The organism is Stenotrophomonas sp. YAU14D1_LEIMI4_1, from assembly GCF_003086815.1.
Lineage (GTDB): Bacteria > Pseudomonadota > Gammaproteobacteria > Xanthomonadales > Xanthomonadaceae > Stenotrophomonas.
Map to the genome: position 1 here is coordinate 4,087,987 of NZ_CP025997.1, position 18,831 is coordinate 4,106,817.

Annotated in this window: 20 protein-coding genes; 7 read left to right on the top strand and 13 right to left on the bottom strand. The window is 67.0% G+C overall.

Annotation, left to right across the window (positions count from 1 at the left end):
* Positions 1-56: 56 nt before the first annotated feature.
* The 3 genes from C1932_RS18740 to C1932_RS18750 are packed head-to-tail and all read right to left on the bottom strand — an operon-like array spanning position 57 to position 2,489.
* The gene (locus C1932_RS18740) at positions 57-734 is read right to left on the bottom strand and encodes a hypothetical protein (protein ID WP_108763181.1); all 678 of its coding nucleotides are present in this window, start codon (positions 732-734) and stop codon (positions 57-59) included.
* Positions 734-1,912: a glutathionylspermidine synthase family protein gene (locus C1932_RS18745; protein ID WP_108757477.1), complete on the bottom strand. Its 1,179-nt coding sequence runs from the start codon at positions 1,910-1,912 to the stop codon at positions 734-736. The genes C1932_RS18740 and C1932_RS18745 overlap by 1 nt, the downstream gene beginning before the upstream one ends.
* A 7-nt stretch (positions 1,913-1,919) precedes the next feature.
* A complete protein-coding gene (locus tag C1932_RS18750) occupies positions 1,920-2,489 on the bottom strand; it encodes a DUF1190 domain-containing protein (RefSeq protein WP_108751249.1) in 570 nt (189 codons plus the stop codon).
* Positions 2,490-2,853: 364 nt separating this feature from the next.
* Between C1932_RS18750 and ilvD the strand changes: the two genes are divergently transcribed.
* Together ilvD and C1932_RS18765 are read left to right on the top strand one after the other, a co-directional pair.
* Complete coding sequence (gene ilvD / locus C1932_RS18760) at positions 2,854-4,692, top strand: dihydroxy-acid dehydratase (protein ID WP_108763183.1); 1,839 nt, start codon at positions 2,854-2,856, stop codon at positions 4,690-4,692.
* A gap of 130 nt (positions 4,693-4,822) precedes the next feature.
* Positions 4,823-5,434 carry a hypothetical protein gene (locus C1932_RS18765; RefSeq protein ID WP_108763184.1) on the top strand — a complete coding sequence of 204 codons (612 nt, stop codon included), beginning with the start codon at positions 4,823-4,825 and terminating at the stop codon, positions 5,432-5,434.
* A 121-nt stretch (positions 5,435-5,555) separates the two neighbouring features.
* Here C1932_RS18765 and dinG read toward each other — a convergent pair whose 3' ends face one another.
* The 3 genes from dinG to aroE all read right to left on the bottom strand — a co-directional run bounded on the left by dinG (position 5,556) and on the right by aroE (position 9,137).
* On the bottom strand, positions 5,556-7,658 hold the full coding sequence (dinG, locus tag C1932_RS18770) for an ATP-dependent DNA helicase DinG (RefSeq protein WP_108763185.1): 2,103 nt from the start codon (positions 7,656-7,658) through the stop codon (positions 5,556-5,558).
* 273 nt (positions 7,659-7,931) lie between these two features.
* Positions 7,932-8,288 carry a hypothetical protein gene (locus C1932_RS18775; protein ID WP_108763186.1) on the bottom strand — a complete coding sequence of 119 codons (357 nt, stop codon included), beginning with the start codon at positions 8,286-8,288 and terminating at the stop codon, positions 7,932-7,934.
* Positions 8,289-8,291: 3 nt separating this feature from the next.
* Entirely contained in the window at positions 8,292-9,137 is an 846-nt protein-coding gene (aroE, locus tag C1932_RS18780; RefSeq protein ID WP_108751258.1) for a shikimate dehydrogenase, read from the bottom strand.
* 48 nt (positions 9,138-9,185) lie between these two features.
* Between aroE and C1932_RS18785 the strand changes: the two genes are divergently transcribed.
* Positions 9,186-10,049 carry a PD40 domain-containing protein gene (locus C1932_RS18785; RefSeq protein ID WP_108763187.1) on the top strand — a complete coding sequence of 288 codons (864 nt, stop codon included), beginning with the start codon at positions 9,186-9,188 and terminating at the stop codon, positions 10,047-10,049.
* 117 nt (positions 10,050-10,166) lie between these two features.
* Here C1932_RS18785 and C1932_RS18790 read toward each other — a convergent pair whose 3' ends face one another.
* From C1932_RS18790 to C1932_RS18805, 4 genes are all read right to left on the bottom strand, one after another.
* Positions 10,167-10,436 carry an SHOCT domain-containing protein gene (locus tag C1932_RS18790; RefSeq protein ID WP_108751260.1) on the bottom strand — a complete coding sequence of 90 codons (270 nt, stop codon included), beginning with the start codon at positions 10,434-10,436 and terminating at the stop codon, positions 10,167-10,169.
* Between the two features lie 45 nt (positions 10,437-10,481).
* The gene (hemB, locus tag C1932_RS18795) at positions 10,482-11,471 is read right to left on the bottom strand and encodes a porphobilinogen synthase (protein ID WP_108751261.1); all 990 of its coding nucleotides are present in this window, start codon (positions 11,469-11,471) and stop codon (positions 10,482-10,484) included.
* Positions 11,472-11,490: 19 nt separating this feature from the next.
* Positions 11,491-12,408, bottom strand: a complete 918-nt coding sequence (locus C1932_RS18800; RefSeq protein ID WP_108763188.1) for a bestrophin family ion channel — start codon at positions 12,406-12,408, stop codon at positions 11,491-11,493.
* A gap of 124 nt (positions 12,409-12,532) precedes the next feature.
* Positions 12,533-12,781, bottom strand: a complete 249-nt coding sequence (locus tag C1932_RS18805) for a hypothetical protein (protein ID WP_108754522.1) — start codon at positions 12,779-12,781, stop codon at positions 12,533-12,535.
* Between the two features lie 177 nt (positions 12,782-12,958).
* On the opposite strand from C1932_RS18805, the gene C1932_RS18810 reads away from it, so the two are divergent.
* Complete coding sequence (locus tag C1932_RS18810; RefSeq protein WP_108754523.1) at positions 12,959-13,423, top strand: hypothetical protein; 465 nt, start codon at positions 12,959-12,961, stop codon at positions 13,421-13,423.
* Positions 13,424-13,484: 61 nt separating this feature from the next.
* Here the strand turns inward: C1932_RS18810 and C1932_RS18815 are convergent, their stop codons facing one another.
* From C1932_RS18815 to C1932_RS18825, 3 genes are all read right to left on the bottom strand, one after another.
* Positions 13,485-15,284 (bottom strand): DUF885 domain-containing protein, encoded by a 1,800-nt coding sequence (locus tag C1932_RS18815; RefSeq protein WP_108763189.1) that lies wholly within the window; start codon positions 15,282-15,284, stop codon positions 13,485-13,487.
* Between the two features lie 155 nt (positions 15,285-15,439).
* On the bottom strand, positions 15,440-15,790 hold the full coding sequence (locus C1932_RS18820) for a hypothetical protein (protein WP_108763190.1): 351 nt from the start codon (positions 15,788-15,790) through the stop codon (positions 15,440-15,442).
* A gap of 52 nt (positions 15,791-15,842) precedes the next feature.
* On the bottom strand, positions 15,843-16,202 hold the full coding sequence (locus tag C1932_RS18825; protein ID WP_234412215.1) for a hypothetical protein: 360 nt from the start codon (positions 16,200-16,202) through the stop codon (positions 15,843-15,845).
* A 1,004-nt stretch (positions 16,203-17,206) separates the two neighbouring features.
* Between C1932_RS18825 and C1932_RS19890 the strand changes: the two genes are divergently transcribed.
* The 3 genes from C1932_RS19890 (at position 17,207) to C1932_RS18840 (ending at position 18,773) form a co-directional block, all read left to right on the top strand.
* A complete protein-coding gene (locus C1932_RS19890; RefSeq protein ID WP_159094568.1) occupies positions 17,207-17,347 on the top strand; it encodes a hypothetical protein in 141 nt (46 codons plus the stop codon).
* A 454-nt stretch (positions 17,348-17,801) separates the two neighbouring features.
* Entirely contained in the window at positions 17,802-18,167 is a 366-nt protein-coding gene (locus tag C1932_RS18835; RefSeq protein WP_108763192.1) for a hypothetical protein, read from the top strand.
* Complete coding sequence (locus C1932_RS18840) at positions 18,168-18,773, top strand: hypothetical protein (RefSeq protein ID WP_108763193.1); 606 nt, start codon at positions 18,168-18,170, stop codon at positions 18,771-18,773.
* Positions 18,774-18,831: the final 58 nt, after the last annotated feature.

An 18,831-nucleotide genomic window follows, 5' to 3' on the forward strand; every position in this document is an offset into this window, starting at 1 on the left:
CTGGTAGGTGCCAACCTTAGTTGGCACACAACCCACAGCGCCGACCAAGCTTGGCATCACCCCAGCAGCAATCGCCGTTGCAACCGCTCCACCGCGCGCTGCAGCAGCACGCGGTTACGGGCCAGCTTCATCCACTGCGGAAGGCGTGAAAACATCGAGGCATTGGCCACGCCCGCGCGCTCGCGCAGCGGTGCCACAGCAAATGCATGCAAGGCCTGCAGGTGGGCTTCGTTGTACGCCCACAGCACCCCGGCGGCCGTCTTTTCCACCAACCGCAGCGGCAGCCCCAGATGCGGGTCGATGGCCTCGTGCGCACGCACCCGCGACACGCTCACCGTCACTTCACTGCTGCGCCCACACTGGCCGCACTCCCCCATCAAGGTGCGCACCGGCGCTGCAGCGCGCGCGCGATACAACGCGGCGCTCACCCACTTGTGCCCACAGTGGCCGCAGGCGCGATGCCCGCTGTAGCGCACCGGCCCAACCCAATCGCCCGCGCTGCAGCGACCACAGGTGCAGGCACCGGCATTGCCGCTGCCACCGTCCAGCGCCAGGCTGCAGCCCAGGCAGCGGAAACGCGCTGCTGCAGACCGCCCCACCACCCAGCCCGGGGTATCGCAACGATGGCAGCGCACGGCCACGCGGTCTGCATACCGCCACAGACCGTGGCCATCGTCCAGGTGGCGACCGGGCAGCGGCGCCGGCCGCAGATCGCGGTTGCGCCGCGCCGCCATCAGACGTAGATCCGCGTCGGCGCCTCGTCCACGATCGCATGCGGCACGAAGCGCGCACTGTCGCGGGTAATGGCGCTGTCATCCTCGCGGATGCCGATGCCGCAGGCGTGGTCACCGATCACCCAGCTGCCGATCAGCGGGTAACCGCCGTCGAAACGGGTAAGCGGGTGCGCACGCTGGATGATCGCCGGCCCTTCGTACGGTCCGTCGCTGCGCTGGGTGCTGCCATCGGCCAGGTGCATCTCGATGTTGGCACCTTCGCGCGAGAACAGCGGCTTGCGCACCCAGCCCGAGGCCAGCGCACTGCCATCGTCGAAATGCGCCTCCAGCAGGTTCGGGTGGCCCACGTTGCGCTGCCACAGCAGCGGCAGGATGCCCTTGTTGCTCAGCACCGCCTTCCACGCCGGTTCCAGCAGCTGGATGCCCGAACCGGGCAGCGCGCGGCCGAATTCCTCGGCCATCAGGTCTTCCAGCGGGTACAGCTTGAACAGCGTGCCGATCACCGTGTCATCCAGCGCGGTGAAGCGACCGTCCTCGGACAGGCCGATATCTTCAATGGCGATGGCCTGGCCATGCAGGCCGGCCTGCGACGCGCAATCGCGCAGGTAATCGACCGTGCCGCGGTCTTCTTCGGAACTGCCCACCGCGCTGAAGAACAACGGCGGCGGCAACTGCCCGGCCAGTGCGCCGAAACGCTCGACCAGTGCCTCGTGCATGCCATTGAACTGGTCGGCGTGCTGCGGCAGGCGGCCGGCATTGCGCTGGTCTTCCAGCCACTGCCACTGGAAGAAGCTGGCCTCGAACAGCGAGGTGGGCGTGTCGTAGTTCAGTTCGTACAGCTTGGCCGGGCCGGTGCCGTCGTAGGCCAGGTCCAGGCGCCCGTACAGGTGCGGCTGGCGCTGGCGCCAGCTCTCGGCAATCCAGTCGCGGTAGTGCGCCGGAATGGCCAACTGGTCCATCAGGCGCTCGCTGGCGATCACATCGCCCACGAGGTCCAGCGCCATCTGGTGCAGCTCGGCGCTGGGGTCTTCGATGTCCTGTTCGATCTGGCGCAGGGTGAAGGCGTAGTACGCGCGCTCGTCCCAGTACGGCTGGCCGTCGATGGTGTGGAAGCGGAAACCGGCTTCCTCCGCGCGCGCCCGCCAATGGGCGCGCTCGGCAATCTGGATACGCTGCATGGATCGATCAGCCGCCGAAGCTGCTACCGCTGCGGCGCGCGCTGGTGCTGCCAAAGCCACTGCGGCTGGCGGTCACGGCGCGGTTCGGTTCGCTGGTCACCGGGGCCAGGCCGGCCTTGCCGGCGCCGATGCCGCTGGCGGTGTTCATGCCACCGGTGCCGCCCGGTGCCGGGCGCGCCCAGCCGGCGTTCTTGTCCTGGTAGGCCGGTGCCGACGCCGGCGCCTGCGGGGCCAGGCCGCCGCGGTTGCTCAGCATCTGCGACATGAAGAAGCCCATCATCATCGGGCCGATGAACGACGTACCGGCCGAGGTGTGCTGCTGCACGCACTGTTCCGGCTTGTAGTCCTGCTCGCAGGCTTCCTTGCTGGCGTACTTGGGCGCCGCATCGGCCGCCTTCTGCTGCGCTTCGGCAAAGGCGTTGCGGCACGACGACGGGTCGCCGGTGGCCTCGGTGCAGGCCTCCACCGAGGTGTACAGGCCTTCCTGCACCTGCACCTGTTCATCCTTCTGGCAGGCGGTGAACAGCAGGGGTGCAGCGCTCATCAACAGCAGCGCGGTGGTGCGGGAACGCTTCATGGCGTCATGCCTCGGAATCGGATCAATGCCCCAATGATGCCAAATTCACACCAACAACCGGAATCGGCAAAGTAGGAAAGATGAACGGGTTTTCATTTTCGCCGGGCCGGCACACCTTTCCAGTAGGTGCCAACCTTGGTTGGCACACATGCCGCAGCGCCCGACCCTGCCCGGCGAGCGCTCCCACGTCTCAGGCGAGGAGCCCCCTTGTTGTTCAAGGGGGCGCGCCGAAGGCGCGGGGATAAGGAGAAATGCGCGGACCACCAAGCCGCTGCAGGCGGCGAAGGTGGTTGCAGCAGCAACCGAAAAACTCCGCCATGATCGGGCACCCCCCACGTTGTACGGCCCGCCCGTTCCGCCAGCCATGCCTGAATACCGCTCCCGCACCTCCACCGCCGGTCGCAACATGGCCGGCGCCCGCGCCCTGTGGCGCGCCACCGGCATGAAGGACGGCGACTTCCACAAGCCGATCATCGCCATCGCCAACTCCTTCACCCAGTTCGTGCCCGGCCACGTGCACCTGAAGGACCTCGGCCAGCTGGTCGCGCGCGAGATCGAAAAGGTCGGCGGCGTCGCCAAGGAATTCAACACGATCGCGGTCGACGACGGCATCGCCATGGGCCACGACGGCATGCTGTATTCGCTGCCCAGCCGCGAGATCATCGCCGACTCGGTCGAATACATGGTCAACGCGCACTGCGCCGATGCGCTGGTGTGCATTTCCAACTGCGACAAGATCACCCCCGGCATGCTGATGGCCGCGTTGCGCCTCAACATCCCGGTGGTGTTCGTGTCCGGCGGGCCGATGGAAGCCGGCAAGACCAGGCTGTCCGAGCACAAGCTGGACCTGGTCGATGCGATGGTGATTGCCGCCGACGAAAGCGCCAGCGATGAAAAGGTCGCCGAGTTCGAGCGCAGCGCCTGCCCCACCTGCGGTTCCTGTTCGGGCATGTTCACCGCCAATTCGATGAACTGCCTGACCGAAGCGCTGGGCCTGTCGCTGCCCGGCAACGGCTCCACCCTGGCCACCCACGCCGACCGCGAGCAGCTGTTTCTGCGCGCCGGCCGCCTGATCGTCGAACTGTGCCACCGCTGGTACGGCGGCGAGGAAGCAAGCGCGCTGCCGCGCGGCATCGCCACCCAGGCCGCATTCGCCAATGCAATGACCCTCGATATCGCCATGGGCGGTTCCACCAACACCATCCTGCACCTGCTGGCGGCCGCGCAGGAAGCCGAAGTGGACTTCGACCTGACCCACATCGATGCGCTGTCGCGGCGCGTGCCGCAGCTGTGCAAGGTGGCGCCGAACACGCCCAAGTACCACATGGAAGACGTACACCGCGCCGGCGGCGTGTACGGCATCCTGGGCGAACTGGCGCGTGGCGGCCTGCTCGATACCACCGTGCCGACCGTGCACAGCCGCACCCTGGCCGACGCCATCGCGCGCTGGGACGTGGCGGTCAGCGGCGAATCGAGCGTGCACGACTTCTTCCGCGCCGGCCCGGCCGGCATTCCCACCCAGGTGGCTTTCAGCCAGGCCACGCGCTGGCCCACGCTGGATGTGGACCGCGCCGAAGGCTGCATCCGCAGCGTCGAGCACGCCTACTCGGCCGAAGGCGGCCTGGCCGTGCTGCGCGGCAATCTGGCTGTTGATGGCTGCGTGGTGAAGACCGCCGGCGTGGATGAGTCGATCCACGTGTTCGAAGGTACGGCGCGCGTGTTCGAGAGCCAGGACGCGGCCGTGGCTGGCATCCTGGCCGATGAAGTGAAGCCGGGCGACGTGGTGGTGATCCGCTACGAAGGCCCGAAGGGCGGCCCCGGCATGCAGGAAATGCTGTACCCGACCAGCTACCTGAAATCGAAGGGGCTGGGCAAACAGTGCGCGCTGCTGACCGATGGCCGTTTCTCCGGCGGCACCTCGGGTCTGTCGATTGGCCACGTTTCACCGGAAGCAGCCAGCGGCGGCACGATTGGTCTGGTGGAAGATGGCGACCGCATCCGCATCGACATTCCGGCCCGCCGCATCGACCTGCTCCTGGACGAGGCCACCCTGGCCCAGCGCCGCAGCGACGCCGATGCGCGTGGCTGGAAGCCGCGCGAAGCACGCCCGCGCAAGGTCACCAGCGCCTTGAAGGCCTACGCCCTGCTGGCCACCAGCGCCGACAAGGGCGCCGTGCGCAACACCGCCCTGCTGGGCGATTGAGAGGCCCTGGGGTCAGAGCCCTTCCTGCGGAAGGGATCTGACCCCGGATCGCGGCAGGGGGTCGGATCCCTTTCGCAGAAAGGGCTCTGACCCCGGTAAGGTAGGACGCAACACCAACACGGAGGTTGTGATGACGTTGCTTTCCATTGCCCTTGCCGCTGCGCTGGGCGCGGCACCGGAACCGCCGAAGGCGGCGGATTGCAACTACGACCGCGATGCCATGCTGGCGATGGAGCCGGATGCGTTCGACCAGGATCTGGAAGGTGGCTGGCGCCCGCTGGCCGACCGCGGCTGCCAGCGCGAGGCCGCCGACCTGCTGGCGGCGTATGCGGCGCAGCCCAAGGCCGCAGGCAGAACCATCATTACCTGGCACGAAGGTCAGATGCGTGCGGAGCTGGGGCAGACCGAACAGGCGATTGCGCTGATGGAGCGCAGCCGCAAGCCTGCTGGCCAGGGTGACCCCGGCTACTGGAATGCCTACGTGGATGGGATGGTCGCTTTCCTGCGCCAGGACCGTCGCGGCCTGGAAGACGCGCGTGCGCGGTTGGTCGCACTGCCGTCGCCGCCGGAAATGGCGCAGAACATCAAGGACGGTCGTTTCCATTTCACCACCGCCGGTGGACAGAAGGTCGATGTCGCCTGGCCGCCGAACCTCGATGTGCTTGACGGCTTGCGGCGCTGCTTCGGCAAGCCCTATCTGGAAGCGTATGGAACCGTGTGCCGGAACCCGGAAGGCGGTTGAGCGGGGCGTGCTTGCTGGGGTCAGAGCCCTTCCTGCGGAAGGGATCTGACCCCGGATCGCGGCAGGGGTCGGATCCCTTTCGCAGAAAGGGCTCTGTCCCCAGATCGCCCGCCGACGTGCCTCAGCCGATCACGCGCTTGAACGGCGGCAGTGCGTCGATGATGCGCTTGCCGTAGCGGCGGGTCAGCAGGCGCGAGTCGAGAATGATCACCCGGCCGGTGTCGGTGGAGGTGCGGATCAGGCGGCCGGCAAACTGGGTGAGCGTGCGCAGCGCGTGCGGGATGGCGATCAGGTTGAAGGCGTTCATACCGCGCGCTTCCACCCATTCGCTCAGGGTGGCGGTCTGCGGGTCGGTGGGCACGGCGAACGGCACCTGAGTGATGACCACCGTGGTGCAGGCTTCGCCGGGCAGGTCCAGGCCTTCGCCGAACGAGTTCAGACCGAACAACACCGAGCCTTCGCCGGCGGCCACGCGGCGCAGGTGTTCGTCAATCAGCCGGGTCTTGGACATTTCGCCCTGCACCAGCACCTGCTTGCGGCGCGCGGCCGACATCAGGCCGGCCACCTTTTCCATCTTCCAGCGCGAAGTGAACAGCACCATCGAGCCCTTGGCCCAGTCCAGTTCCTGGTCGAGGTAGCGCGCCACTTCGCGCGGATGGCCGTCGCGGTCGTCGGGGGTGACCGGGAACTTCGGCACGATCAGTTCGGCCTGGTTGGGCAGGTCGAACGGCGAGGCCAGCGACACCATTTCCGCTTCCGGCGGAATGCCGTTGTCGATGGCCAGCGACTGGAAATCACCGCCGCCGGTCAGGGTGGCCGAGGTCATCACCACCGAATCCACTTCATCCCACAGCAGCTTGCGCAGCACGTGCGCGGCCGACACCGGTGAGCCGTGCAGCACCAGGTCGCCATCGCGGGTGGCGGTGACCCAGCGCGCGGTGGGCGGCGCGCCGTCCTTGTCCTCGCGGCGCCAGGCCTGCCACAGGTTGTACTGCTGCTCGATCATTTCCAGGGCCATGCCCAGGTTGCGCTGCAGGCGCTCGCGTGCAGCGTCGTCCGGCTTGCCCTTGGCCACCTGTGCGGTGGCGGCGTGGGCCCAGTTGTAGAGGCTGCGGGTGTCGTCGGCCAGCGCTTCGATGGGTTCGCGCCAGGCCTCGGGCAGGCGCCCGTTGGCCGCGCGCCACATCGGCTCTTCGTCGGCCGGCGCCGGCATCCACACCGCTTCCACGTGGTCACGGAAGGCGCGCAGCTGCTTGGCCACATTGCTGGCCACGTCGATGGCCTCGTTCGGCAGCAGGTTGCCCAGACGGTCCTTGTCGACCGCGCGGTACGCACCGGCAATCAGGATCTGCAGGCGACCGACGCGCTTGGCCATGTCGTCCAGGGCCAGGCTGGCCGCGCCCTGGTCGATGGCCACGTTGCCGATGTGGTGGCCTTCGTCCAGCACCAGCAGCATGTCCGACGGCGCGGCGATCATCGGCTGGCCGTTGTCGCTGTCACCAATGGACAGGGCCGACAGCAGCAGCGCGTGGTTGGTCACCACGATCTGCGCATCGCGCACGGTGTTGCGTGAGCGCAGCACGGCGCACTGCGCCGAATACGCGCAGCGACGACCGGCACAGGCCGAGGCCGGGGTGGTGATGCGGCTACGCAGGCCAGGGCTGATGGTTTCCGGCGCGTTGTCGATGTCGCCGTCCCAGCTGCCACTGGTGAAGGCATCGGACAGGCGCTTGGCGATATCCATTTCGATGGGCGCCAGCGGCCGGTCGTACAGCGGCGCCTCGTCTTCGAACATGCCGCCCTGGGCGCCCTCGCCCTGCGCTTCGGCGGCGTTGCGCGTGCACAGGTAGCGGGTGCGGCCCTTGGCCAGCGCCACGGTCGCTTCCAGGCCGGTGGCCTTGAGGAAATTGGGAATGTCGCGCTCGACCAGCTGCGACTGCAGGGCCACGGTACCGGTGCTGATGACCAGCTTTTTCTTGCTGGCCAGCGCGATCGGCACGCCTGCGGTCAGGTAGCCCAGACTCTTGCCGACGCCGGTAGGCGCTTCGACCACGCCCACGCCGCCACTGGTGGACAGCGCGCGCGACACCACGCCGATCATCTGGCTCTGCGAGCGGCGGGTGGAGAAGCCGGGGGTGTTGGCCTGCAGCGTCGTATAGGCCTTGCGGATCGCATCCTTCAAGGCGTCATCGAGCTTGCGGGGCGCGGCGACAGTTTCGGTCACGCCGGAAGTTACCGTGGCTGGATCAGGCCGGTCATTGTCGCATGGCCGGCCGACGGGACCGGCGCGGCGGCGCTGAACAGGGTCAGCGGCGTCGGCCGTTGGCGGCCATGGGCCGGGCGCAGCGCCGCGGCCAAGGCAGATGGCGCCACCCGCCCACCGCCTGGTAGGTGCCAACCTTGGTTGGCACAGCTCTGGTAGGTGCCAACCTTGGTTGGCACACCCCAACAGCGCCGACCAAGGTCGGCCACTACCAACAGCAGGCGTGGCCCCGCGTTACGGCGCTGACGCCGCCGGGCGGGCGCGCAGCAACCGCACCAGGGCCCAGACCAGCAGCACGATGCCGAAGGCATCCAGCAGGGCCAGCACGAAGTGGACCCCGCCCAGCACTGCGCTCATCGCCGAAACGGCGCTGAAATCGCCGCTGCTGACCAGCCACAGCGGCACCACACTGGCACCCAGGCTGCCCAGGTTGGCGGCCAGCAACAGCAGCAGGCCGGCCAGCGCGCCGCTGCGGGCCGCATCACGCGGCGCGCCCAGCACCCACACCAGGCCCACGCACAGTGCGATCAGCACCGGCAGGCGCACGCCCAGCAGGCTGAGCACGCTCAACAGCATGGCCGATGCATCCATGGTTCAGTCCTGCCCGGCGAAAGTGCCGGCACCGGCGCGCAGCTGCTGGTAGACCTCGTCGGTCTGCGGGCGCACGCCATGCCACTGCAGGAAGCTTTCGGCCGCCTGCTCAACCAGCATGCCCAGGCCATCGACGGTGTTGCGGCAGTTGGCCGAACGCGCCCAGGCCAGGAAGGCGATGGCGGCCTCGCCGTAGTTCAGGTCCACCGCGGTGGTCATCGAGTTGACCAGCGACAGCGGCAGCTTGAACTCGACATCGCGGTCGCGGCCGGCCGAGGTGGCGTTGAGGATCAGTTCGAAATCGCCCAGCTCGCGCAGGTCTTCCCAGTAGCGGCTGATGGCGCGGCCGGGTTCACCCATCGCATCGATCAGTTCGTCGGCACGTTCCGGCGTGCGGTTCACCACCACCAGTTCGGTGATACCGGCATCCAGCAGTGCCGGTGCCACGCTGCGCGCCGAACCACCGGCGCCGATCAGCAGCACGCGGCGGCCGCGCAGGTCCAGGCTGTGGCGGTCGGTCAGGTCACGCACCAGGCCGATGCCATCGGTGGTGTCGCCGTGCCAGCGGTCGCCCTTGCGCAGCAGCGTGTTGACCGAGCCGGCGCGGCGCGCACGTGCGGTCAGGGTGGTGCACACGGAAAACGCGGCTTCCTTGTGCGGCGAGGTGACATTGGCACCCACGCCGCCTTCGGCAGCGAAGGCTTCCAGCCCGGCCAGGAAAGCATCCGGGGCCAGGTCGATGGCGCGGTAGTCCACGCTGATGCCTTCCTGGCGACCGAACGTCGCGTGGATCTGCGGCGACTTCGAGTGGGCGACGGGGTGTCCGAAGACGGCGTAACGGTCGGTCATGGAATCCTCAAGCTGGCTAGACTGATGCTCTTTCGTGCACGGACCTGGATGATGCGCATCACCCCGACCCTGCTGGTGCTCGCCGCCAGTCTACTCTCTGCCCCCGTGGCGATGGCGTTGAACGAGTACGGCATTGAAGGCATGGGGGTGGTATCGACCCGGGCCGATGAAGGGCGCGCGACGATCAGTGCCGATGGCCAGCGCATCGTCTTCGCCCGCCGCGGCGAAGCGGGCTGGGGGCTGTGGCAGGCACGGGTGGTGGACGGGCGCTGGCAGCAGGCGCAGGCCCTGCCGGTGGCGGTGCCCGGCGAGGTGGTCGATCCGTACTTCAGCCGCGATGGGCGCTGGCTGCTGTTTGCCGCCGGCCGCGAGGACGCGCTGGCGCTGTACCGCGCGCCGCTGGCGGCCGATGGCAGCCTGGGCCCTGCGCAGGCGCTGGCCGGCACCGAAAAGACCCGCGCCGAGCGTGGCCCGGCGCTGAGCGCCGATGGCCGCCGGCTGCTGTTCGCGCGCCACCAGGGCCGGGGGACGGGCTGGGATCTATTCGTGGCACCGCTGGATGCACAGGGCGCGCGTGGCGCGGCGGTGGCTCTGGATGCGCTGAACAGCGCGGGCGACGAGACCGACGGTGACTGGCTGGGCCAGGACGGCGCGGTGGTGTTCAGCCGGGTGGGCGCCACGGCGGCGCAGGTGATGACCAGCGGCTGCGCGTGGACCGGGGCGGCGCTGCAGCCCTTGGGGCTGTCGTTCAACCAGAGCGGCGGCTGGACCGCGGCACCGGTGATCGACAACGCCAAGCCCGGCGAAATGCTGGTGGCCAGCAGCGCCGCACGCGCGCCGCGTGCCGGTGGCGTGGATGTGTACCGGTTGGCGGTGCCGAAGATCGCGGCCGTGGCCGGGTGCGAAAAGTAGATCCACGCCATGCGTGGATGAACCGTGCAGTAGATCCACGCCATGCGTGGATGAGGCGCCCGCGAAGGGGTCAGAGCCCTTTCCTGCGGAAAGGGATCCGACCCCGGGTCATGCCGCTCAGCGCGCCAACACCTTGGCCCGCTGCTGTTCGTACTCGGCTTCGCTGATCTGGCCGCTGTCCTTGCGCTGGTTCAACGCGGCCAGTTCGGCTTCCACCGCATCCGGCAGGGCCTGGCTGCGGGCCACATGGCGCGCGGCGGACGGCTGTTCCGGCGCGCGCCGGGCGGCACGGCGGGCGGCCAGGAACACGAACACGATGATGGCGCCGAAGATCGTGGTGCCCACGATCCAGATCAACCACTGCATCCATCCCAGTTCCGGTGCCATCGCCTGTGTCTCCCTAGTTCGTGAACGCGTTCGTGGGCGCTATTGTCAGCGCTCGCGCAGCCAGCGCGCTACCTGCGGGGCGAAATAGGTCAGCACGCCATCGGCGCCGGCACGCTTGAAGCCCAGCAGCGATTCCAGCACGCAGGCACGTTCGTCCAGCCAGCCATTGGCGAAGGCGGCCTTCATCATCGCGTACTCGCCGCTGACCTGATAAGCAAAGGTCGGCACGCCGAACTTCTCCTTCACCCGGCGCACCAGGTCCAGGTAGGGCATGCCCGGCTTGACCATCACCATGTCGGCGCCTTCTTCCAGATCCAGCGCGATCTCGCGCAGCGCCTCGTCACCGTTGGCCGGGTCCATCTGGTAGGTCTTCTTGTCGGCCTTGCCAAGGTTGCCGGCGCTGCCCACCGCATCACGGAACGGGCCGTAGAAGGCCGAAGCGTACTTGGCCGAGTAGGCCATGATGCGCACGTTGACGTGGTGGTCGGCATCCAGCGCACGGCGGATGGCGCCGATGCGGCCGTCCATCATGTCCGACGGCGAGATGATGTCGGCGCCGGCCTCGGCGTGCGACAGCGACTGCTTCACCAGCGCTTCCACGGTGATGTCGTTCAGCACGTAGCCCTTGTCGTCGATGATCCCGTCCTGGCCGTGGGTGGTGTACGGGTCCAGCGCCACGTCGGTCATCACCCCCAGTTCCGGGAAGCGGGTCTTCAGCGCGCGGATCGCCCGCTGTGCCAGGCCGTCCTCGGCCCACGCCGCCGAAGCGTCCAGCGTCTTCTGCGAGGCATCGATGACCGGGAACAGGTCGATGACCGGAATGCCCAGCTCCAGCGCTTCTTCGGCCACCTTCAGCAGCTCTTCGATCGACAGCCGCTCCACGCCCGGCATCGACGGCACGGCCACGCGACCGGCCGGTTCGTGCACGAACACTGGGTAGATCAGGTCGTCGGTGGTCAGCGTGTTCTCGCGCATCAGGCGGCGCGAGAATTCGTCATGGCGCATGCGCCGCGGGCGGTAATGGGGGTGAGGCATGGCAGGCTCCGAGGAGTGGCTATTGCAACAGGTAGCCCTGCGGCAGCAGGGGTTCGGGCAGGGGGCGCTCGCCCAGCGCATCCAGCTGGTCGATTTCGATGGTGCGCACCAGGGCGTCCAGCGGCAGATCGTTCGGCTCCAGGCCGAACGGGTCTTCCATCTCTTCGCCCAACTGGTCCAGGCCGAAGAACGCATAGGCCAGCACCGCCGACAGCACCGGGGTGGCCCAGCCCAGCGAGCTGGCCAGGCCGAACGGCAGCAGCACGCAGAACATCCAGGCGCAGCGGTGCAGCAGCAGGGTGTAGGCGAACGGCAGCGGCGTGGTGAGAATGCGCTCGCAGCCGGCCTGGATGGACGACATGGCGTGCAGGCGTTCTTCCAGCTGCGTGTACAGGATCGAATCGAGGGTGCCGGCGCGCAGGGCCTGGGCCAGTTCGGCGGCGATCATCGCCAGCAGTGCATCGGGCACGTTCTCGCGCTGGGCCAGCTGCGCGCGCTGGTCATCGTCCAGCCACGGCACGGCCGCCAGGGCCACCTCACGGCGGCGCAGGCGCGCGGCCAGGGCGGCGGCGAAGGCAATGGTGAGGTAGCTGACGCGCTGCCGGCGCGGCGCATCGTCGGCCAGCAGCAGGTGCAGCTGGCGCGCCAGCGAGCGCGATTCGTAGACCAGTTGGCCCCACAGCTTGCGGCCTTCCCACCAGCGGTCGTAGCAGGCGCTGTTGCGGAAGCTGAGGAAGATCGACAGCACCAGGCCCAGCAGGGTGAACGGTGCGGCCGAGACACGCTCGATGCCGGGCGGCTGCGCCAGCTCCACCACCGCGGCAACGGCGATGGCCAGCACCAGGATGGCCAGCACCTTCGGCGCCACCGCCGGAACGATGGAACCGCGCAGGATGTACAACAATTGCCAGCCGTGCGGCCGGGGGCGAATGATCATCGGGGCTACCGCGGCGGACGCGGTCCTGCAGGCACGCGGGGGGCTCGCGCAGCCGCCCATTCTACGCCCCTGCCCGCGCCGCGACCGCGCACCTGCGACGCCCGGTCGCACCCGCCGGGGGTGTTCAGATCACCCCGCCGCCCAGGCCCAGGCGGAAGATGCCCACCACCACCACGATGCCGTTCAGCACCAGGCCGGCCCAGGCGCGGCCGCGCTTGCTGGGGTGGGTGAACAGGATGCCGATGGCGGCGATGATCGCGCCGACGGCCGCAAAGGGAATGAGGAACCAGTTGCCCCACCCCAGAAGGGGGATCAGCGCCAGGATCATCCACAGCAGCGCCACCACACCCCACAACAGACTGATAACGCCCATGCCACGCTCCGTGCTTGGTTGCCGCCACCATAGCCGTTCCCGGGGCGGCCGCCTACCGGTGTTGGCGACAGCATCACCGCCGCCGTGCCAGCATGCGACCAGGGCCAGCATGCCGGTGTTGGCGCTTATTCAGAGTGCCGGTCCGATGATCCGAGGCAATCCACAGGGGTATACGCCATGAACATCCGTTGGGTCGCATTGGCGGCCATGCTGCTGGCCGCTGCCGGGTGCGCCAGCACCTCCAAAGTCATGCTGGGCCGGGCGCGGGCGCCGATCGACCCGGCTTTGGTGCAGATCTATTCCACCCCGCCGGCCGGTTCGCTGGAAATCGCCCAGCTGGAATCGTCTTCGGCGGTGGGCTTCGGGACCCAAGGCCAGACCGATGCGGCAGTGGCGCGGCTGAAGCGCGAAGCCGCCGCGCTGGGCGCCAACGGCGTGATCCTGATGGGCGTGGGCAGCAGCGGTTCGCCGGTGGGCATGTCGGTGGGCGCCGGCAGCTACGGCTCGCACGTGGGCGGCGGCGTGGGCATCGGCATTCCCACCACGCAGAAGCGCGCGGCCGGCGTGGCGATCTGGGTGCCCAACCCCGAACCGCCGGCACGCCTGCCGACGCAGACCATTACGCCGGAACCGCAGCGCTGAGGGAACGGTAACCCCTGGGGTCAGAGCCCTTTCCTTGCGGAAAGGGATCCGACCCCGAGGTTCAGCGCTTGTACTTCGGCACGAACTGCTGCTGCACGGCTTCGGCCAGCTGGTCCGGCGGCAGCAGGCCTTGGTCGAGCAAGAAGTTGTTGAACGCCAGGCGGTCGAACTTCGCGCCCAGTGCCAGTTCGGTCTGCATGCGCAGTTCCAGGATGCGGGTGTAACCGTAGAAGTAGCTGCCGGCCTGGCCGGGCATGCGCACCATGTAACGGTCCAGCTCCTGCGTGGCCATGGCCTTGGACAGGCCCACCTGATCGATCAGCACGCGCTCACCGGTGGCACGGTCGGTCAGGCCCAGGTTGAGCATCGGGTCGAGCATCGCGCGCGCCGCGCGCAGCAGGCGGAACTGCAGGGCGATCATCTGCCCGTCCAGCGGCTCGTACGGCACCATCTCGGCCTCGGCATACAGCGCCCAGCCTTCCACGTTCACCGAATTGAACGCGAACATGGTGCGTGCCAGCGACACGCCGCGCTCGACCATTGCGGTGAACTGCAGCTCGTGGCCGGGGCGGCCTTCATGCGCGCTCAGGGTCCATGCGGCCGAGCCGAAGTTGAAATCATCGTACTGCGCGCCTTCACCCGCGGCCGGGTTGCCCAGCGGCAGCACGAAGGTGCCCTGCTGCCCGGTGTTGTTCACCAGCGGCGCCGGCAGGAAGTGCGGGGCCGGGCTGGCCGCGCTTTCCGCCGCCGAGCCCAGGCGCATCTGCATGGCGCGCTTGGGCACATCGACAATGGCGTGCTCGCGGATGAGCGGATCGATGGCGTCGATCACCTTGCGGTAGTGGCCTTCCAACTGGTCATTGGCAATCTTGTTGGCCTTCAGTGCGCGGATGACCGCCACCGGGTCGCTCGGGTCGGCCACCTTCAGGCCCTTTTCCTTGGCCACCAGCGGCGCGAGCTGCTGCATCGCCGAGCGGGTTTCCATGAATTCCAACTGGGCGCGCTGCATCAGCAGCTTCGGGTCGATATCAATGCCCACCTGCTTGAGCTGGTAGGCATACAGCGGCGCCGGCAGGCGCGCGTCGGTGCGGGCCTTGGGCAGCACTTCCTTGCGGGTCCATTCGGCGTAGTCCTTCATCTGCCCGGCCAGCGCCTGCATGGCTTCATCGGCACCGGCAATCTGGTACTTCTTCAGCAGCGACTCGATGCCGGTGATGTAGGTCTGCACGTTGTCCAGCGACTGCTGCACTTCAATCGTGGTTGGCTGCAGCAGGCTGCTGTCCTTCAGCCGCTCTTCGTAGCGCTGGCGGGCCAGGGTGGTGAAGGCGGTGCTGCCCGGCTGCAGGCCGGCATAGGCCTTCAGGCGATCCAGCGCCTTGCCGCGGCGCTCGGCCGGCACCTGGTCGGACAGCAGCAGGTTCAGGCCACTGAACACCGTCTGCGGCGCATCGCGCCAGGGCAGCAGGTACTTGTCGTTCAGTTCGCTGCCTTCGATGTTCTGGTTGGCCGCGGCGATCATGATCTCCAGGTCCTGGCGGACGTTGGGGTCCTTCTCGCTGGCCAGCTTGGCCTTCAGTTCGTCGCGGGCCTTCGCCATGGCGGCGCGGTAGCGCTGGCCATTGTCCGGGCCCAGGTCGGCCACCTTGTCGTCATAGCCGGGCACGCCGAAGAAGCCGGTTTCCTCGGGCTGGAACGGCCCCTGCGCGTCCAGCAGGATCTGCGCCAGCGCGTTGCTGCGCGCCACCCAGGCCGGGCTGGCCGGGGTAGCCGCCTTGGCGGCGGGTGCGGCCAGGGCCGACGGTGCGGACAGCAACGGGGCGGCACTCAGGGCCAGGGCAACGGCCAGCGCGATGGGCTTCATGGGACACTCCAGCAAAGGGTTGCCCGCAACTTACGCGGTTGGGGCGATGGCGACAATCGGCTGGAGGTCACGGCCGGCTCTGGTAGACGCCCACCTTGGTGGGCGGCTCCAAGGGGCCAACCAAGGCTGGCCTCTACCAAGGCAAGCGCTTTCGATCAGGTGCAGCGCTCGCCGGCCTTGGCAATGACCGCCGCGCTGGCATCCTCTGCCTTCAGCCGTTGCAGCAACCCGTCGCACGCCAGACGGTCACTAGGCTTTTCCGCGTAGATCAGAAGCTCGCCGGCCCGGTCCACGCCATCCAGATAGAGCACCCGGCAATCACCGGCACTGGTATGGATTTTCATGACGCGAATATCTGCGATCTGCTCGTCGGCGGTGGCCGAGCCCTCGCACATTCCCCCGTAATAAGCCCTGCTCATGAGTGCGGAAATGGGCTTGGTTTGCAGCTCGCCCAGTCGATCACCACCGTTGCAGGCCGCCAGGGCTGACGCTGTGCCAAACATCATGAAAAGTCTGCGTCTCATGAAGATCCCGGATACATGGCAGTGTGCCGGCCACTCACGCGTTCGGCCTGCGCGCGTAGCTGTAGTTGGGATCCCGCACGACACGGACGATCGGGCTTCGTGCGTGCCTGATCGCTCCGGGAAACCAACACAGCACCATTGCCACCAGCCAGATTGCGCCCAGCCATGCCCATGCGTTGAGGACATACGCCACGACCAGCGCCAATGACGCCAGCAGGGTGATGACCTCGGCGTACAGCACGTACAGCAGGTGCGTGCCCCGTGGAGGGTTCGAACACACGACGATGCCACAGTCCCGGCAGGAGACCTGCGCCCGACTCTTCCAGGCCGTACGCATGGGGAAGCGTTGCCGGTGCGCGCCACAGAGTGGGCAGGTGAAGGTCACCAGGTGCATCAGGATGGATCCTTTCCTTGATTGGCATCGTTTGCCGGGGACGTCGCCGAGCCTTGGTTCTTGGCGCTTTCCATGCTCCGAGCTCGGTCGATCACCGCGCGCTGGAAGACCGGATCTTGGCAAATTCATCAACGCTATCGACCAGCTATCCCGCCAGATTTCCTGGTACCGGGCCCACACCATGAACGGTCAAGCTGAATTTGCACTCGATCTCCGGCTCACAATCCAGAACGACAGTCCACTTGCGATGCCCCCCCACACGGGAGTGGCAAAAAGGATGCTCATAAGACACATCGAAAGCAGCGTCTGCCATATCAAAGATGCATTGAGAGTGGCAAACCTTTCATGCTCAACGAGCAACACCGCCAATTGGGCCAGAATCCCGGCCACGGCGCCAACCAAAAGCCCCTTCTTCGTACAACCCCATACGGTCTTTCCGTGATGAGGCCTCAACAGCAGCCCTAGGCAAATGAGCCACGCCAAGTACAGCCACGGAAAGACATCGCCAGTATCGAGCTGATACATGTCCCATATGAATTCCGGGACAGCCAAACACATGAGAACCGTGGACGTAACAGAAGACAAGACGTAGCTGACAGCCCCCTCATGACTTCACCTCTTGGGAGCGAACAACGACCTTCTTCAAGATCACCTGTTTTTTCCTGACTTCAGAATCCATACCAGAGGCCCACCCAGAATGTAGAAGACGGCCTTCAGCACTTGGGCCATCTTTTGGCGCCTGCTCAATGCGACGCTCGCAGAATACTTCTCCCGGATAGCACGCCTCTTGCGGGCGAGGTCCGACTTGGCATCGACTCGCAAAGCCAGGGTTTTTCTCCTGGATTTCCTTGCCATCAACCTCCTCCATTTTCGGCAACGGCCAAGCTCATGATTCTTTCAGAATAGATCATTTGCAGCACACACCCACTCAAGACGGATGGCTTGAATTCTACTTGGCGGGCCGTTGCAGATTGCAGGCCTAACGCATCGATGCCGGAAGGCTGATGGCACAGCCCGCCGACTGCGAACAGGTCTGCCGCTTGCTCGCCAGCATCCGGGACGATGGCAAGCACTGGTCGCGCCACGCGCCCAACCAAACTTCCGTCTGGCTTGAACAGACCAAGGTCGCGATGAAGGGACACTGACGTCTGCTGGCGGGGCATGGGGATGTCGCATCTGCCCTGCCCCTGGCGCCCCAGGCATCTCTGCAACTGCAAATACGCTTGAGCCACCAATACTGCCGATAGCCTTGCATACCAAGGCCTTAGCCACACGGCGAAATTTGCAACGATTCTGAAAATGTTGAATGCAGTGACGGCATCGGCCCTACTGCCTTGGCATCGCGTACGACCGGGCGTATTCCTTTCGATGCCACCGTGCATCGGTGGCCGGGATTCGAAACCCCGCTAGTTCGTAGAAGTAAACGCTTGCCAGCCGGCATCACCCTGTGTGGTGCCGGCTGGCAATCCGTCGGCCGGCTATGGCGGGCGGTGCGTGGAGGCCTTGTGCCTGCCGGTTTCGCGAACGCCGGGTTTCGAACCACGCATCGTCCGCCACCTTTATCGGTGGCGGCTTCTGCCTGCACGCAAGGAGCCCGCCATGACCGCACCCTATTCCCCTGCCCCGCAATCCATCCAGGAACCGCCAGCAGCCGATCCCGCGCCGGACCCCAACTCGCTCACCCACCTGCTGCGCAGTATCGGCGCCGGTGCCGCCGCCGACGGCCAGCCCTGGCCGGAGCGCCACCCGCTACGCAGCCGACAGATTGCACTGGCCGATGCCGATTGCGCACTGGCTGGCCAGCGCGTGGTGCAGGAACTGCTGCTGGCCGCCGAGCGCGCCCGCCAGAATGGAGACCCTGACCAGGACGTGGGCGACCGCGTGATGGAAGGCCTGGCCATGGCCTGTCTCGCCCTCAACGTCTTCATCCAGGAACGCGTACGGCCGCTCGGCGCGGGATCGTGAGTGAGGTCGTTCCTGGCGTCTGGCCTGATGGTCCTCGGTGCGCTGGCCGCTATTGCCCTGTTGCCATGGCCGCAAAGCGCAGCCGAAGAGACGTGGGTCTACCCGAAGACAGGATTCGCGGAATTCGAGAAGCTCTATGGCAGTGCGCACGCATTTGTTTCCACGCGCCGAGCAACGGGCTTCACGATCTACCCGGCGGATGCCGTTGCGCCCTCTTTCCAGGTCCGCTGCAAGGGCTTTCCCGTGCTGAGGGTGGAGCGCACAAAAGCGATGGTCGTGCTTCGACTTCCGGCGGACGCCCTGCAGCGTGCGCCGGAATCTGAGGCGCTGTATCTGGATCTGCAGCAGTTGATGGCGCTCAACCAGCTTGAGGGTGTCAGCATTCCCGATGGTCGGGCCCGACCGTGGTGGCGGGCTGGGCCTGCGGTGCCCAAGAATGAGCGGTGTGCGTTGCCATCTGGCGGGTGGCTGATGGACTGGTACCGTGTCCGTCCGTTCGGTGTAGTGGGCGTTGGTGGAGCGGGATCGGTAGTGGTGATGAGGTATCGGGGTTCAGTTGAACAAGCTCGACTCCGTGGCGCGCCAGAGGGCCATGACCGTAGATAGGAACGCCTTCATGGCCTATGTCCCAGCATGGCGACCTTCTTTTCATAGCCCAGCAGAG

Coding starts and splice junctions, on each gene's coding strand:
- C1932_RS18825 (WP_234412215.1), bottom strand. CDS start 16,202: ATGCACCTGGTGACCTTCACCTGCCCACTCTGTGGCGCGCACCGGCAA.
- C1932_RS19890 (WP_159094568.1), top strand. CDS start 17,207: ATGGCACAGCCCGCCGACTGCGAACAGGTCTGCCGCTTGCTCGCCAGC.
- C1932_RS18750 (WP_108751249.1), bottom strand. CDS start 2,489: ATGAAGCGTTCCCGCACCACCGCGCTGCTGTTGATGAGCGCTGCACCC.
- C1932_RS18765 (WP_108763184.1), top strand. CDS start 4,823: ATGACGTTGCTTTCCATTGCCCTTGCCGCTGCGCTGGGCGCGGCACCG.
- C1932_RS18800 (WP_108763188.1), bottom strand. CDS start 12,408: ATGATCATTCGCCCCCGGCCGCACGGCTGGCAATTGTTGTACATCCTG.
- C1932_RS18820 (WP_108763190.1), bottom strand. CDS start 15,790: ATGATGTTTGGCACAGCGTCAGCCCTGGCGGCCTGCAACGGTGGTGAT.
- C1932_RS18775 (WP_108763186.1), bottom strand. CDS start 8,288: ATGGATGCATCGGCCATGCTGTTGAGCGTGCTCAGCCTGCTGGGCGTG.
- C1932_RS18810 (WP_108754523.1), top strand. CDS start 12,959: ATGAACATCCGTTGGGTCGCATTGGCGGCCATGCTGCTGGCCGCTGCC.
- C1932_RS18815 (WP_108763189.1), bottom strand. CDS start 15,284: ATGAAGCCCATCGCGCTGGCCGTTGCCCTGGCCCTGAGTGCCGCCCCG.
- hemB (WP_108751261.1), bottom strand. CDS start 11,471: ATGCCTCACCCCCATTACCGCCCGCGGCGCATGCGCCATGACGAATTC.
- C1932_RS18785 (WP_108763187.1), top strand. CDS start 9,186: ATGATGCGCATCACCCCGACCCTGCTGGTGCTCGCCGCCAGTCTACTC.
- C1932_RS18835 (WP_108763192.1), top strand. CDS start 17,802: ATGACCGCACCCTATTCCCCTGCCCCGCAATCCATCCAGGAACCGCCA.
- C1932_RS18790 (WP_108751260.1), bottom strand. CDS start 10,436: ATGGCACCGGAACTGGGATGGATGCAGTGGTTGATCTGGATCGTGGGC.
- C1932_RS18745 (WP_108757477.1), bottom strand. CDS start 1,912: ATGCAGCGTATCCAGATTGCCGAGCGCGCCCATTGGCGGGCGCGCGCG.
- aroE (WP_108751258.1), bottom strand. CDS start 9,137: ATGACCGACCGTTACGCCGTCTTCGGACACCCCGTCGCCCACTCGAAG.
- C1932_RS18740 (WP_108763181.1), bottom strand. CDS start 734: ATGGCGGCGCGGCGCAACCGCGATCTGCGGCCGGCGCCGCTGCCCGGT.
- C1932_RS18805 (WP_108754522.1), bottom strand. CDS start 12,781: ATGGGCGTTATCAGTCTGTTGTGGGGTGTGGTGGCGCTGCTGTGGATG.
- ilvD (WP_108763183.1), top strand. CDS start 2,854: ATGCCTGAATACCGCTCCCGCACCTCCACCGCCGGTCGCAACATGGCC.